Source organism: Burkholderia sp. RF4-BP95 (assembly GCF_001521985.1).
In the GTDB taxonomy this organism is placed as follows: domain Bacteria; phylum Pseudomonadota; class Gammaproteobacteria; order Burkholderiales; family Burkholderiaceae; genus Burkholderia; species Burkholderia diffusa.
On sequence record NZ_LOSX01000009.1, the window covers coordinates 26,147 to 41,647 of the forward strand.

15 protein-coding genes are annotated in these 15,501 nt (G+C 61.0%); all 15 read left to right on the top strand.

Annotation, left to right across the window (positions count from 1 at the left end):
• The first annotated feature begins 43 nt into the window (after nucleotides 1-43).
• The 15 genes from WS46_RS01910 to WS46_RS01980 all read left to right on the top strand — a co-directional run bounded on the left by WS46_RS01910 (nucleotide 44) and on the right by WS46_RS01980 (nucleotide 15,497).
• Nucleotides 44-505 (top strand): hypothetical protein, encoded by a 462-nt coding sequence (locus WS46_RS01910; RefSeq protein WP_059534597.1) that lies wholly within the window; start codon nucleotides 44-46, stop codon nucleotides 503-505.
• A gap of 86 nt (nucleotides 506-591) precedes the next feature.
• Complete coding sequence (locus WS46_RS01915; RefSeq protein ID WP_059534599.1) at nucleotides 592-984, top strand: hypothetical protein; 393 nt, start codon at nucleotides 592-594, stop codon at nucleotides 982-984.
• An 89-nt stretch (nucleotides 985-1,073) separates the two neighbouring features.
• Entirely contained in the window at nucleotides 1,074-1,466 is a 393-nt protein-coding gene (locus WS46_RS01920; RefSeq protein WP_244139211.1) for a hypothetical protein, read from the top strand.
• Nucleotides 1,467-1,682: 216 nt separating this feature from the next.
• A complete protein-coding gene (locus tag WS46_RS01925; protein ID WP_059534601.1) occupies nucleotides 1,683-2,093 on the top strand; it encodes a hypothetical protein in 411 nt (136 codons plus the stop codon).
• A gap of 79 nt (nucleotides 2,094-2,172) precedes the next feature.
• Nucleotides 2,173-3,693, top strand: coding sequence for a hypothetical protein (locus tag WS46_RS01930; RefSeq protein ID WP_059534603.1), 1,521 nt, complete (start codon nucleotides 2,173-2,175; stop codon nucleotides 3,691-3,693).
• A 13-nt stretch (nucleotides 3,694-3,706) separates the two neighbouring features.
• A complete protein-coding gene (locus WS46_RS01935; RefSeq protein ID WP_059689145.1) occupies nucleotides 3,707-4,171 on the top strand; it encodes a hypothetical protein in 465 nt (154 codons plus the stop codon).
• A 291-nt stretch (nucleotides 4,172-4,462) separates the two neighbouring features.
• Nucleotides 4,463-6,784: a hypothetical protein gene (locus tag WS46_RS01940; protein ID WP_059534607.1), complete on the top strand. Its 2,322-nt coding sequence runs from the start codon at nucleotides 4,463-4,465 to the stop codon at nucleotides 6,782-6,784.
• A 573-nt stretch (nucleotides 6,785-7,357) separates the two neighbouring features.
• A complete protein-coding gene (locus WS46_RS01945; protein WP_059534609.1) occupies nucleotides 7,358-7,609 on the top strand; it encodes a DUF3717 domain-containing protein in 252 nt (83 codons plus the stop codon).
• Between the two features lie 118 nt (nucleotides 7,610-7,727).
• Nucleotides 7,728-8,753, top strand: coding sequence for an ATP-binding protein (locus tag WS46_RS01950; protein WP_059534611.1), 1,026 nt, complete (start codon nucleotides 7,728-7,730; stop codon nucleotides 8,751-8,753).
• 100 nt (nucleotides 8,754-8,853) lie between these two features.
• Nucleotides 8,854-9,783: a hypothetical protein gene (locus WS46_RS01955; protein WP_059689146.1), complete on the top strand. Its 930-nt coding sequence runs from the start codon at nucleotides 8,854-8,856 to the stop codon at nucleotides 9,781-9,783.
• Nucleotides 9,784-9,790: 7 nt separating this feature from the next.
• A complete protein-coding gene (locus WS46_RS01960) occupies nucleotides 9,791-10,999 on the top strand; it encodes a VWA-like domain-containing protein (protein WP_059534615.1) in 1,209 nt (402 codons plus the stop codon).
• Nucleotides 11,000-11,274: 275 nt separating this feature from the next.
• Nucleotides 11,275-12,321: a CpaF family protein gene (locus WS46_RS01965; protein WP_059534617.1), complete on the top strand. Its 1,047-nt coding sequence runs from the start codon at nucleotides 11,275-11,277 to the stop codon at nucleotides 12,319-12,321.
• Between the two features lie 17 nt (nucleotides 12,322-12,338).
• The gene (locus WS46_RS01970; RefSeq protein WP_059534619.1) at nucleotides 12,339-12,719 is read left to right on the top strand and encodes a TrbC/VirB2 family protein; all 381 of its coding nucleotides are present in this window, start codon (nucleotides 12,339-12,341) and stop codon (nucleotides 12,717-12,719) included.
• A complete protein-coding gene (locus WS46_RS01975) occupies nucleotides 12,712-13,023 on the top strand; it encodes a VirB3 family type IV secretion system protein (protein WP_082725241.1) in 312 nt (103 codons plus the stop codon). Before WS46_RS01970 ends, WS46_RS01975 begins: the two co-directional genes overlap by 8 nt.
• Nucleotides 13,020-15,497, top strand: coding sequence for a VirB4 family type IV secretion system protein (locus tag WS46_RS01980; RefSeq protein ID WP_059534623.1), 2,478 nt, complete (start codon nucleotides 13,020-13,022; stop codon nucleotides 15,495-15,497). Before WS46_RS01975 ends, WS46_RS01980 begins: the two co-directional genes overlap by 4 nt.
• Nucleotides 15,498-15,501 lie beyond the last annotated feature (4 nt).

A 15,501-nucleotide genomic window follows, 5' to 3' on the forward strand; every position in this document is an offset into this window, starting at 1 on the left:
TTTCCCTGACGGGCGATTGCCCTCTTTTTTTGAGGCAATCGCCATGTTCAAGCTTCTCATCTCTGTTCTGCTCCTCGCTTCGTTGACCGCGTGCGCTTCGTACGACTTCGGTTCCCCCGACGTCTACCAGCGCTACGACGTTCAGCGCACGGGAGAAATCGAGGCGGCCACGGTCGTCAGTGTGCGCGGCGTCACGATCAGCAACGAGTCGGACCGTTCCGGTCTGGCATCGCTGTTGAGCGCGGGTGTCAGCGCATTTCTCGGTTCGCGCACGATCGGCGGCGGCAACGGCCGATACATCGCCGGCGCGCTCGCTGGCGCCGGTGCGGCCTACGTGTCGCAGCGCCTGTCGGAATCGCTCGCGCGTCACGCCGGCCTTGAGGTCGTCGTGCGCACGGTGTCCGGCCGCACGTTGGTGGTCGTTCAGTCCGACGAGCAGCGCTTCGCCCCTGGCGATCGCGTGATGCTCGTCAGCAGTTCTTCCGGTATGCGCATCACGCGCTGAGCCGTTCATTCGCCGGCAGCCGCCGGCTTCTTCCTGCATAGCGAGGTTCCCGTTTGGGGCCTCGCTTTTTTCATTTCGAGGGCAAGATGTTCAAGGTACCGAAAGTTCTGTACGCGGACCGTCGCGCGGGTGGCGTTGCGTCCGACGCTGCGCTGACCCACCATGCGACGCGGATGCTGCATCGTGTTGCGCGCGATCTGCGGTTGCGAGCAGGTGAGCACGAGGTGGTAGCCGAGCCGGCGAAGGCCGGCCGCGGCTGCCGCGTCACCCTGCGCACCAGTCGGATGATGCTCGAGGTTGCGGATTCGACATCGCGCCAGCATGTCGCGGTGTCGTTTCGCACCCGGCGCGGTCACCGCGACCTGTCGGGCGGCGGTGACAACGTCGTGCCGCTCGCGCAGCTCGACACGGACGAGGGCTATCAGGCGTTGCTTGGTGGCCTGCAGCTCGTGGATGGTCTCGATGGCGACCGGCGATAGGGGGCGTGATGCAATTCGTCGACGTCTGCATCGAGTAACTCTCCGGGATCTCGATCATCGATCGCGGGTCCTACGACGCGGAACTCGGCATGGTCTATGTCTCGGCCCGTGTCCGTGCTTTCCTGGCGGTCGTGCATGAGAGTGAGTCGCCGCCGGTGATCACCGCTACCTGGGATGGGAATGAGGCAAAGCTCATTCAATCGACGGTCGACAGCTTTGCTGTCGTCTCGGTAGAGCCGCCGGCCGCCACGCCGCGGTCCCGGCTGGGGGCGCGACTTGTTCGAGCGTCCTGGTCCAAGGACCAGCGGCAGCAGTTCGGACGGTTCTGCCATACGCTGACGGTCTCGTCGATCGTCGGTGTGGTCGGCTACGTGCACGCCATCTCGGAGTTCTCGATCTGGGCGGCGATGAACGTTGCAGCACTGGTCGTAATCGGTGTGGTAACTTATGTCGTAGGCATGGATTCCATGAACGGAGAATGAATATGTACTTCGGTCCTGTTGCACTGCTTCTGACGCTGGTGTTCTGCGGCTACGGCATCGTCGCATGCGAACGCGGTCGTAAGGCGGAGCGCGACCAACGTCGTTCTCTGCGGCACCACACGCATTAAATCGAACTGACGGTCGCCCATCTGGGCGGCCGCCTGCCAATCAAGGGCTGCACCTTTCGGTGCGGCCCTTTTTATTTTCAGGGTTTCCATGTCTGAAGTACTGGAGCGGCCGGTATCGCGGTCGCAGGACGCGTTTGAACTCGAAGGTAAGACGGTCGAGGAGGTTGCTCGATACATCGAGGACTCACTTCGTGCTACGGAGCTCGAGCCGGAATGGGTGTTCGTTGCCAATCGGTCTATGTATGCAAACGAGGCCGTGTTTGGTCGAAAGCCATGGTCCAAATGGCCGGCCGCTGGCGAGAATAAGCGGCGTTGCTGCGTGTCGATCGAGCGGGGTCAGTCGGAAGGGTGGATCGTCCGTCTCGACACAGTTTGGCTCGGTGCAGCGTTGGGCGTCGGCCACTGGCGAACTCAACCGCTCATTCGCATCAAGACGCTGACGCGTTCCCATGGCTGGGCCGTTGCCGCGGTGGTATCGAACCTGCTCAACATCGACTGACGAGTCACCTTCAATTTTTCCCAATCCGGGGCAACTGCCCGGATGGGGTGGTTGCCCCTTTTCGCAAGGACAACCACTGATGTACACGATCAAAACTCCTGACGCCTCGATCCACGTCGACACCCTCGCACACGTATTCCACGTGTTTTTTCACGACGCAACGTTATCCGCCTACGAAACGACCGAGATTTCGCTCACGCGCGGTGGCGTCGAAATGCCGATCCTCCGCTACAACGGAATCTTGACCGTACGACAGCCTGGCACGGCCGAAGCGATCTTCACCTCGCTTTTCGAAGAAATCCGCAACCGCTGGTTTAGCCGGGACGGGCGGCAACTGCAACCTTGGCAAGTCACGCGCAAGCGCTGGGAGGTCTTCCAGTTCGTGTTCGAGCTGGCGACGAAGCCGGCATGGATGCTGTCCGGCGAGCAGATCGAGGCTGAAGTCGAGGCCGCGCGCGGCGCCGGTCGGCGCTTCCACCTGCCGGATGTCTGTGACCACGTTGCAAACGCGCTGTTCGGCTTCACGTCGCAAGGGCCGCGTCTCTCGCTCTCAGGCGGGGTAAACGGCCGGCACGAGGTTCATGTCGCCTATGCGCTGTTTCTGGATCACCCGATTCCTGATTCGGTGCTGGCGGACTATCGTGGCGACGCTAAGCGCTTCCAGTACGACCTGCGGTGGTTCCCCGTTCTCCTGGACGTGCCAGTTCTGCGCAACACGCTCCCGTACGACGTCATGCAGTCCGCGGTGGCGATCTACCGTCACGAGAAAAGGCAGATCGACGCCGAGCTCGGTGCCGGTATCGTCGCCGCGCTGCAGTCCGCGCCGGCCGGTATCTCCTACGTGGAGGTTGACGACCGGCTGTTCGCCGCAGGCCTCGTCGAAAAACCGGATCTTCCCGAACAGTACCAGCGTCCGGTGGACGTCGGCTTCGCGATGTCGCCCGTAGCCGAGCGCCTGCGTGATCTGATCGGGGACGCCGTCCTGAAAAAGTCGCTGGACAGGCTCGGAGCCGACCGGCAGAAGGGGCGGATCTCGCTGCGGCAGTACAAACTGCAGGTCGAGATGGCGAAGCTGGAGCGAGGCCGCATGACGTTCGAAGGGGCCAACCGGTTTGCCGCCGATGTTGAGGCGCGTAACGTTGGCGCTTTGCTGTCAGTCCTGGACCACGCGGCCGGCTGGAACGACCAGAGCAAGCGTGTATTGCGCGAGCAATTCGGTGTTTCATTGCGCGGCCTGAACTCGACGCGCCGGCGGCGTGCGATCTTCGCGTTCTGCGGCTATGACGAGGCGGCACAAGCCGAGTGGGAGGCAAAGCAGGACGCCGCCCGCGCGCACCGTCGCGCCGAAGAGACCGCCAATGACGCGAAGGAACAGGCAGGCCTCGCCCGGTACCGCACGCACGACAACGTGCTGATCACGGGCGTCGAGCACGTTGACCAGGCGATCGCCGACGGCTACTCGGAGATCCGTAGCTTTCGCCATGGTGCGGCGACGCGATACGCGTTGGCGAAGCCGGGTTCGACTGAAGGGCGGACACTCCACGCGAAGAACGGCACGCTGGACTATGCGCGGTCGCGGCTCACTCAGCTGGCAGCTTGATCGAGGGGGGATTATGCGTTTCGATCGAACTATCCGTTACGAGGACTACATCTGGACGCGTCGCAAGGAACTGGCCTTCTTGAATCGGCACAAGCGCATTGCGAAGAAGCTCGAGCGTGACTGTCCCTTGTTCGCGGACCAGCTCGCGCCGGCACCTGAAACGGACGTCGATGCAGAGAAGGCGTTGCGCATAGAACGGGCCCGGAAGAGCGAGCAGCGGATGCGCGACCACGACGCGCGTGTCTGGCGCTCGGGGCGTGCCTCATATTTCGCGTGTTCCCCGGAGATGCGCGCCCGCATCATGGCCGAATGGCGAGTATGGCCGGGGCCGGCGAAACCGCAGTACTTCGTCTACGTGGTTGAGAAGCACAACGGTGTCGGCGAGGAGCGAACGCGACGGATGCGTGAGCGGGACGCCGAGGGCCTTGCGAAAGTACTTCCGATGTTGAGCGTCCAGGGCGAACTGCTTGGGACGTGAGGGGTGCTACACCATTCGTTATCGAACAACCGGCGCCACGTGCGCCGGTTTTTTTTCGTCGTCGCGTTCCAGGCTAAACACGGGTGGGACTGCCAGCGTACGGCCACTTTCGGATATTCACTGGCGCTGATAGGCGGGCATTTGAACCCATTGAGCGTCCGGATGGTTGATTACGGTTCTGAAAGAATTTCCGACTATTATCCATACGCGGTATATATGCCGCTGCCGGGGCAGAGGCCAAGAGCAGCAAACATCGCTGTTACATCCAACATTCAAGACGGGGACCCAATCATGCCTACGCCAGTAGAGGAACAAATCCGCGCGCAAATTGACCTGCTGTTGCAATTGAAGCTGGATGGCATGGATCCTGTCGACCGGGTAAATTTGGAAAACGATATACAACAGATCGAAGCGCAATATGCACTGGCGGTGGAAAAGGGGAAAAAGTCCGCCGGCTACAAGGACATCAGCGATTCCATCGCGAAGAATCTTCCGGCTCTTGTGAATGGCATTTACGCAGCCGACAAGGCGTTCAAAAAGGGTGACTATGTCTCGGGCTCCGCGGCGCTGATGAGCATCTGCGCGAGCGTCCTCCCGATATTGACTGCCGCGACAGCAACCAGTGGGCCTGTAGGCGTATTTATCGGTGCACTGCTCTCGGTTGTGGCACAGATTCTCAGTTTCTTCGCGCCGCAACAACCCTCGCTCGAAAGCAAGATTCAGAAAATGCTGGATCAGCTCAAGACCGACGAGGAGATCGAGTCCATCAAGGGGTTCGGCCATGGCGTTAGCAGCTACGCATCGTCGTTGAGTTCGAAATGCAATGGCGAGCATAAGTGGGAGGCGGCTGTCGCGCTCCCCGGTAAAGTGTCCCTGACGCGAAATTCAAAGGATGTCGTTGGCACCGATACGAACTTCCGCACGACCACCGAGATCGGCCAGTGGCTCACGTTCGATTGCGATACGCCGCCCAGACCCTACAAGATCGAGAAAATTGACAGCGATACGAGTTTGACCCTGGCAATGGAATACACGGAGACATCGCGGTCGGGTAGCACGTGCAAGTACCATCTCCGGAAGACAGTAAAAAAAAGCATCAATGAAATTCTCGACATGCCCCTCACGAACGAAGACGAAGCGGACGCATTCTTGATGGCGTTGAAGGGGCTCGGTTGGGGGCTTGGGAGGGATCAGGAGAAGCTCGACACTCCGATTTTCTCGAACTGGAAAGTGGCGGGATATCTTGAGAAGGAGTCGAACCAGAGCAAGGATGGATGGCCCGAAGTGCTCGGCCTCTGGTGCCAGACCTATATCCAGTTGCTGACGGCAAATACAATGCTCTTTTGCGTGCCCAGCCGAAGAAAACTGGAAGCGGTGTTGGCGGCAACCAAGGAGTCGAACAAGACAAGTCCCCTTTCCGATCGCGTCAGAGCCCGGTGCCATGACGCTGTGCTCGATCTTGGGGCGATAGTGAACGCATTTCCCGAGTCGTGGGATGCGGATAGAAAGGAAATGCTTAGGATTGTGACGGCCGTACGGCCTGTTGCGCGTGAGCGTGGACTCTATGTGCACGTTGGACATTGGATGGAAGATCTCGTGCTGTACGTCGCCCGGGGCAACGGCAAAGCCGCCCCCCTCGCGTGGGACTATAAAAGAAACACAGGTTGGCTTGTTAGCCTCTCCATCCATACCCCCAAGACCCAAGTTGACTCGTTCACTCCCAAATATGAACTTCTGGCGGTCGAGAAATATCCGTCCCGCGTTTCGCACTTTCTTCTCGATTCTGTTAGTGGCAACCTGTCCGACACCGGCCCCGTGATCGGCGACGATCTCCGGGATGGGAGGAACCCGGAGACGTACCTCGACGTCAGCGGACTTGCGTTCAACGATGGCGCATTCGGTGTTGAAGGCAGCACGCACCCCAAGACGCTCGTTTCGCTTGCGATCGAGAACAGGGAGATGAACGATGCTCGCTATGTGAATTACTACCCGATCGGGAAAGACGGGAAGAGCACCCGGCTGAACATCCAGCTTAATCGGGCCGACCTGGCGGAAATTCGCTCCGTGTATGTTCCTGCGAGTGCTCTATCGGATGACCCGGACGGCGACGCCCTGACCGGTCACAGCCAGCGCAAACAGAACTCGGTGCTCACATATGGCGGGGTCCGCAACAGCAATCGGTTGTATGTGGCGGAACAGGCTGAGCCGTTCACCGTGGAAGGCCCAGAAGGCTGGAAGAGCTACAACGGAATCGACGTCGATGCACACTATGTCTGGCTGTTCGGAAAGAGCGGTATTGCGTGCGCAACGCACGCCTCGATGCTCAAATGCAGGAGAGGCAAGATTGCGCATCCTTCATGGATCTATCTCGATTTCGACAAGCAGTTCAAGCGGCCCGAGGTCGCCAACTTATGCCCGTGTGTGGACGGGACGCTGATTGTGAGCATGCTGAGCGATATCTACACGGCCGACTACACGATCGATCGCAAGGCGTCGCGGGTTGTCACTAGTTCGTGGGTGAAACGAGGCGGCAAAGCAACCCAGGTCGTGAAGATGCCGATTCCTTGCTGGTCGATACTTGAGAGTTTGCATGCACGCTTGCTCGACAAGTAGCTGTCGCGGAATCCAGGGCTCATTGTCATGCGATGACGAGCCAAACTAAGGCTGCGAATTGAAACGCACACGGTCCTGCGTGACCGTGTGCACGTTTTGAGGCAACCATCAGGTGAACCAAAACCGGGAATGCTTCCATTGGTTCCGACTCGCCCCTCGGGCGTATAGGTGTTTCACTAATCCTCGCATGCAATCAAGAGAGGGCACCGGCGGATGGCGCCGCTCGGGCGACCGCTCAACCGACCCTCGAGACGGCGGCCGGTTCGAATATCGGGAGGACCGCTGTACCGCTCAACGCGGTCACATGCATATCGCCGAGTCCTACGTGTGATGAGGGTGATCGGGCGCGTGCCGAAATCCAAGAAGGCCCCTCTCGTCATTCGGGACGTGATCGTTTGAAAGCCGCGCGAATTTCTCGATCTTTCCGGTCGGCCCGCATGACGGCGGCTCCTACACTGGCTTTACTCACCGCGTCACCGACGCATCGAATCCGCCACAATGCGGCCATTTCCAGCCCCAGGGAATCTCGTCCTGCCGGGCGTCATTCACGGGGCGACACTTCCGAGGTCACCCGTGAACCAATCTGGAACTTCCAATCCATTGCCACCTGATGCCGTGTCGATCGTCGAGATCGAGGTGGCAATCAACGTGTGGCGCAACCGCTCGCCGGCGCCGACCGGGCTCGACGAGCTGATCGTTCTCTGTGCCAAGGCCCGGGTTCTCGCCGACGTCTACGGCGTCATGATCGTGACCCGCGCCACGAGCGTTCCGCGATCATCGCTGACGGCGAAGCAGGCCGCAGCGCTCATCGGCGCTCGTTCGTAGGCATCAACTCGCGTCTCAGGACGCGTCGAATCGCCGCATCGCGGCATCTTCAATCGCCCCGCAGGGTCACGTCCCTGCCGGGCGCGATTCCCGTGGGGCTCTTTCATTCAAGGCCCCCATGAAACTCTCTCCCGCACGCCTCACCCAGCTGCTCGCCACCTACATCCCGAAGCGCCTTCCGGTGCTGATTACCGGCCGGCCTGGTATTGGCAAATCCGACATCGTCGAAGCTGCCACCGAGGAGGCGGAGCACGACCTGCTCATCAGTCACCCGGTTGTCGAAGATCCGACCGACTCGAAGGGTTTGCCGTTTCCGTCGGCCGACGGCACGCATGCCCGATTCTTGCCGTTTGGCGACCTCGAGCGGGCGCTGTCGGCGGCGCGTCCACTGGTCTGGTTCTTCGACGATCTCGGGCAGGCTTCGCCGGCGGTGCAGGCGGCCAAGATGCAGCTGCTGCTCGCGCGGCGCATCGGTGAGCACCAGTTACCCGACTGCGTCACGTTCGTCGCGGCAACGAATCGCCGCAGCGACAACGCGGGCGTCACCGGGATCCTCGATCCGCTGATCTCGCGTTTTGCAGCGGTCGTCGAACTCGAAGCCACGGTCGACGACTGGACGGCTTGGGCGGTTCGGGAGAACGTTCCGCCGGAGCTGATCGCGTTCCTTCGCTTCCGACCGGACCTGCTATGGGAGGCGCGCAGTGGCCGCGACATCGTTGCGTCGGCAAGTCCCCGGAAGTGGGGATTTCTCGCGAAAACGATGCCGGCTGTCTCGGCTGATTTGCTGCCTGACGCAATTTGCGCGACGGTCGGCGAAGGTGCCGGTGCCGAGCTGATCAGCTTTCTTTCGATCTACCGCGCTCTGCCGTCGGTCGACGCGATCCTGTTGGACCCGAGTCGGGGCGTCATCCCGGACGAGCCGAGCATCCTGTACGCCCTCACTGCTGCGCTTTCGCACAAAGCGAGCGATGGCAACTTCGAGCGAGTTCTGCAGTATGCAGACCGGCTCGCCGATACGGGGAAACGCGAGTTCACGGCGGTGCTGGTCCGTGACTCGATCGCGCGCACGCCCGATCTGCAGAACCATCATGCGTTCATCCGTGCGCAGGGCGGTGAGATCGGCAAGATCATCCGCGGCGAATAGCCGCCTTCAAACCCTGTAGTGCCTTTCCCTGTTGCCACGGCCGATTCCGGTCCGTGGCTTTTTTTTCGTCTCGCCATTTTCTGTTTATCTGGAGCTATTCATGAACATTACCGATCTGCAATCCAAGGTCATGCTGTCGTCCGTCACGATTTCCACGTGGGTTGCCCGTCGCTATGACGGGAAGGTCACCGAAGAGGTCGAGAAAAGCCATCACGCGCGCGGCATCGGGCGCTTCAACAAGCGCCTGCTGCCGGAGTACGCGCCGAGCTACGCCGAAGTGGTGTCGATCGGCAATCGGATCCGCTCGCACTACTACAGCCGGACGCTGAAGTACGACCAGCTAGGCGTGCGGCTGCTGCCGACCATGGTCTATATGGAGCTGGCCGAGCGGTTGCGCGCGATGAAAGACGAGTTCGATCTCGCCGTGTCGATCTTCCTGACGAACTACCTCGACCTGAAGGAGCAGGCTAGGGCGGAGATGAACACCCTGTACAACGAGGCGGACTACCCGAGTTTGGCCGAGCTGAAGGGCAAGTTCGGCGTCAAGCTGTCCGTGCTGCCATTCCCGGACGCCAGCCAGTTCGGCGTTGACTTGCCGAGCGATGTCCTGACGACGTTGCGCACGGAGATCGACGAGCACGCGATGGCATCGATCCAGACCGCGAATAACGACTTGGTCGGGCGGTTGTACGAGGCCGTTTCGACGATGGCGTCTCGCCTGTACGCGACCGGCAACGTCCGTCTCGACGTCGCGAACCATGTGCGCGAGTTGTGCGACTTGCTGCCGAAGCTGAACTTCAGCGACGACCCGAAGCTCGCGCGCATACTCACGGAGGCGAAGCAGCATCTCGCAGCGCACAACGGAGCGGATCTCAAGGAGTCGCGAGTGCTCCGGTCGCAGGTTGCCAGCAAGGCGACCGAGATCGAAGGCTTGATGGCTGCCTTCATGGGCGGCGCGCCGGCGGCGCCGCTGACTGACCAGATCCCGGTTCAGTCGGCGACGGGCCTGTCGTTCCTCGCCGCTGCATGAGGTCGTCATGGACTCACGCATCGCGAAGCAGCGCACGGCGCTGGTGCTCGACCATCCGTTCATCGGCGCCTTGGCGCTACGGCTCAAAGTCCGCGAGGACCTGAGCTGCAAGACGTTCTGGACGGACGGAGAGACGCTGGGCTACAACCCGACCTATGCCGAGCGCCTGAACGACCTGGAGGTCCGTGGCGTGCTCGCCCATGAGGTATGGCACGTCGCCGGCGGGCACTGTTGGCGACAAGGTGATCGCGACCCCGACGGCTGGAACGAGGCGTGCGATTACGTCGTCAATCTGATGGTGGAGGCTGCTGGGATGCAGCTTCCGTCGGGCGCGCTCGTTGATCACCGCTTCAAGGGGATGTCGGCCGAAGAGGTGTACGGTGTCCTCTCGCATGAGAAACGCCAAGTGGCGAAGCAGCCTGGTGGCAAGCAGGCAAGCGATCCGCCGTCGGGAGGTAAGGCGGGCACGCCGACAGGTTCGCCCGGCTCGCAGCCGCCGGGACCCTCCGACGACAAGGCGGGTGGCCCGGCAGCGTCGTGCGGTGAAGTCCGGCAGTATGCCGGGCCTGACAAGGCGGCGAAAGCGGCGGAGTGGAAGGTGGCCGTGCTGCAGGCGGCCAAGGCTGCGCAGGCCTGCGGCAAGCTCGGCGGCGGATTACAGGCCGCTGTCGAGCAATCCGTCGCCGCGGTCGTCGACTGGCGTTCGCTTCTGCATCGCTTTGCGCAGGACGCTGCGCCGACCGACTATACGTGGGCGCAGCCGAATCGTCGCTACGTGCACCTCGGGATGTATCTGCCGTCACTGAACGAGCCGGCGGTGGGCGACGCGGTGTTTGTGCGCGACGCCAGCGGCTCGGTCTGGGATGAAACGCAGGCGCAGTTCGCGGCCGAGATCCTGGCCGTTGCCGATGCGGTTCGCCCGCGTCGCTTGATCGTGATGGATTGCGACGAGCGCGTAACGCAGGTTCAGGTGTTCGAGCGGGGCGACCCGGTCGAGCTGGCGCCGCTGAAAGGTGGTGGCGGTACCTCGTTCATCGATCCGTTTCGACGGATCAAGAGCGAGGGTATGGACCCCGCGTTTCTCGTGTACTTGACTGATATGGTCGGTACGTTTCCGTCCGAAGAGCCGGCTTACCCAGTGCTTTGGGCGTCGACGACACCGCTCAAGCGCGCTCGGCGCGCCCCGTTCGGCGAGACAATCGAAGTTGTGTGCTGAGCGACTGCAATGGCTCGCTATTTCCTGAAACACGCCCGGTCCTTGTGACCGGGTTTTTTTTCGTCGGTTGCAAACGCATGCCACGAGTCGACAGGTCCGAGACGGGAGAAAGCTATACGTTTTTCTGGAGCATTTCGAGTTTGCCCACACAACCAGTTGCGTGGAAGTCGGCGCGCCGACGGCGTGGCCATGCGCTTCGTCGAGGCCGTGAAAGCTGTTCAAATTAGCCATTCTTTCGCGTGATCGGCGGATGTGCCAGCCTCAACAATAGCTGCATGTCTGAAATTGCCGAAAATCCCTTTCTGAAGGTCGCGCGACTCGAAGAGAACGCTGTGCAGCTGTTCTTCGAATCGCTGAAGCTCATCAAACCGTACCTCGATCACCAGAACGTCGCCGAAGTGATGATCAATTCGGCGAACAACATCTGGGTTGAGGAGCGGGGGGTGATGCGTCGCCTCGACGTCGAGTTCAATCCAGCGACGCTGATGGGTGCGATCCATTCGCTCGCAGCCTCGGTTGAGAAGTCGGCGCAAGCCGGCACGGCCCAGGGGATTATCAACGGCGGCCACAAGAACCTCCGGATCGCGACGGTGATGAAGCCGACGGCGATCGACGGAGACGCACTCGCGATTCGCCGGCACCGCGAGACCAATCTGTCGATCAAGGACTATGCGCGGATGGGCGCGTTCTCGCGGGTTCACGCGAAGCGAGATACCGACCGACCGATATTCCCACCGGACGTCGCTGACGAAGCGCTCGCCGAGGCATTCACCGCGATGGTCCAACAGCGCGCCAATGTTCTCGTCGCCGGCGGTACGTCGACCGGGAAGACAACGTTCCTGAATGCGTTGAACGCGCTGATTCCCCGGGAGGAGCGTGTCATCACGATCGAGGACACGATGGAATTGAAGGTCGACCTTCCGAACCGGGTTCGCCTGCTGTCGAACCCCGACAAGGGCGTCACGACCCAAGTTCTGGTGGCGCTCTGCCTGCGCTTTCGTCCCGATCGGATCATCGTCGGCGAAGTGCGCGGCGGGGAAGCGTACGACTTCATCCAGGCACTCAGCACCGGTCACGACGGCGGAATGGGTTCGATTCACTCGAACGATGCGCGCGGCGGCCTGAGCCGCCTCGAGAGTCTCGCGATGTTGGGCATCCCGCCCGGCAGCCGCTGGGAGCTCACCGACATGCGCAAGGCAATCGCCGACTGCTTCCATTACGTCGTCCACCTGCGCCGCTCTGGCGAGCTGCGCCATGTGTCGGAAGTGCTGGCGATCAAAGGGTTCAAAGACGGGGACTACGTCCTCGAACGCGTTTTTTAACCACACGGGGTTTGCCGATGAAGAAGCACATTCAAACGTTGTATTCGCTGGGCTCGAAAAAGGTGCTGGATACCAGCCAATACTTGTTCGGACGTGGCAACCGCCTCTCGACTCTGATCGCACTACTCCTGACGTTGGCCGCGCCGGCCGCGAAGGCGGTCGATCTCGGGGACCTTGGCAACGCGGCCAACTTCATCTGCCTGATCCAGGCCTACGTCAGTGGCCCGGTCCTGTTCGGCCTTGGCATCGTGCTGATCATCGTCGGTGCAGTGGCCATTGCGAACTCGGAAAGCAATATCGGGAAGATGATTTCGTCCGTGATCGTCGGCCTCGGTATCGCTTCCTGCGCGCTTCCGCTCGTGAAGAACCAGCTGAAGATCAACTACACCTGTGCGTGAACCGAAGAAAGTTAGCCGGTCGCTTTCGCTGCCGCGCCAAATGGGCGGCGCCGATCGCGGCCTCGCGATCGCGAACGGGACGCTAACGGCACTACTTTGCTACAGCAGCATGACGCCGATCTATCTAGTCGTCGGCATCGTGGTGCATTGGGTGCTTCGTTGGTTGTCATCGAACGATCCGTGGTGGAAAGACGTGCTGGTCGTCTACAACCGGTATCCCGATGTGCACGAGCCGCTGCCTACGGCACGGGTCGCGGTGCGATTCAAACGGCCATACGGCTTTGATCAGGAGCTCCCGCTGTGAGCGCGAACCCGAAGCGTCGGGCGATTCAGGAGATCGCCCCGTGGGCGACGATGGTGACCCCCGAAGTCATTCTCGACAAGGACGGGTCACTGTTGACGCTGTACACGTTCGAAGGAGTAGATGCGGATAGTCCGAACGCCGATGAAATCTCGGCGGCCCGCGACAACCTCGACCACGCGTGCAAGAACTTCGATCACCGGATCACCGCATGGTGGCGCATGTCGCATCGCCGTGTTCGGGGCGAGATCGGCGGACGCTTCGCGTCGGAGATGGATCAGCGCGTTGACGAGATCAACCAGAAGAGTGTGGGCAGCGGGAAGTACTTCCGCAACACCCACTCGCTCGCGCTTGCGTATACGCCCGAGACGGGGATCAACAAGCTCTTCGAGAAGATCGCGTATCACATCACGGTCGGTGGCAAGTCGGTTCCGATTGCATTGCTCGAGACCGTCAAGGATATGGTGTTCGCGCGAAGTGCATTCGTGTTCGACATGGAGCGCATTGCGTCGGACATCAAGCGCTTCGAAGGCATCCTGGACGCGTTCAAGGGTGGCGTCGCGCGCCTCAAGATGACGCGGCTCCAGCTGCAAAACGCGCTGGCATTCCTCCACCAGACCGCCAATCCGTCGGTTCCACCGCGGCGCGTACGCTACCCCGTGACGATGCTGGACACGCATCTGACGGAAAGCTTCGTGACATACGGTGCAGAACACATCATGTTCGAGTCCGCCTATGGGACACGGTACGCGAAGATCATCGCGGTGAAAGAGTGGATGGGCTTCCAGGAGGCCGCGCTCGACGTGCTCGCCGACGTCGACGCCGAGTTCGACGTGTGCGTCATGTTTCGATTCCTGTCGACCAGCAAGGCACAGGCGTACATCGAGAAAATGCGCGCGTTCTACAAGGTCGCAGCGTTTAGCCCGATGAAGATCTTGAAGAGCTTTTTCTCGAAGGACGAGAAGAAGGAGAACATGGAAAACGAGAAAGGGCGCGAGATCCTGGCCGAAGAGGCAGAAAACGCGCTCGCTCGCCTGATCGCGGACGGTCAGCAATACGGATTCGCGAACATCTCGGTAGTCGTTTACGGGGACACGATCGAAGAGTGCGACGACAACGCGCGCGAGATCGTCGGCCGAATCGGCAACGCTGGCTTCGGCGTGCTGGTCGAGAAGCGAAATCTCGCCGCAGCCTGGGCCTCGACGTTGCCCGGCCGGTGGGATCAGCAGAAGCGGTTGCAATTCGTCGAGACACCCGTGGTCTCGGACATTGCGCCGGTGCGTGGTGTCGCGGAAGGCAGTGACGTCAACCAATGGCTTACACAGCAGCTCGGACAGAAGGTCGGCCCGCTCACGCTGCTCCCGACTCGCCACCGGACGTTGCAGCGTATCACCTTGCACGATCCGAGCGGGAAGTCTCACACGCTGATCGTGGGCCCGATCGGCGCGGGCAAAACGATCTTTCTCAACTTTCTCGTTTCGCAAACCGGACGCTTCGCTCCGCGGCGCATCAAGTTCGACAAGAATCGCTCGACACGCATCCCTACCGTGTTCGCAGACGGCAAGTTCGTCGATGCAACCGGCAAGTTCGCGGCGGCGACGCAGGTCAATCCGCTTTCGCTGTTGGTTGACCCACGGCACTACACCTATGTGTCGGACTGGGTCCAGATGGCAATCGAGGGCGATGGCGAGGATTTCCGTTGCACCCCGCAGCAGCAGCGGACGATCTACGAACGCGTCGTCACGCTCGCGCAGGGCTATGGCCCGGAGTACTGGACGCTGTCGTTCCTGACCACGCTGTTGCCACTTGAGCTGCGCGAGCGCCTTCAGATCTGGACGAAAGGCGAGAAGAACGGTCGGTTCTTCGATCACGTCGGAGATGCGTTCTCGCTCTCTGACGACTTGGCGATCGAGATGGGCGAACTGTTCGAGAGCTATCCGGTCGCCGCCGCGCTGTTCATGGATTACGCCTTCTATCGCATCTCGCAATGGCTGGATGGCAAGCGCGTCACGATCATCGAGGTCGAGGAATGTGGTTTCTTCTTCCGGTACCCGCGCTTCTATGCGCGGCTGGAAATGTGGGCCGTCACGATTCGCGGGCTGAACGGCACGCTCGTCATGGCGACTCAGTCGCTGAGCCAACTCGAGCGAGTCCCGAACTTCGAGATCTTGAAGGAAAACATCCAGAACTTCTTCTTTCTGCCAAACCGCGATGCGCGCAACAACAAGCGTCTCTATCGCGACGTGTTCGGGCTGACCGATGACCAGATCGACATGATCAGCGAAGGTGTTCCCAACCGTGACTACCTATGGGTGACGCCGGATCACTCGCGCATGCTTCAGGCGAAGTTCCCGAAAGAAGCACTCGCGATCTTGCGCGCGGATGGCGCGGCTCAGCGCACGCTCGACAAGCATCTTGCGACCGGCTCGCCGACCTGGCGTGAAGACTATCTGCAGGAAATGGCCACCGTCGACTGACAGG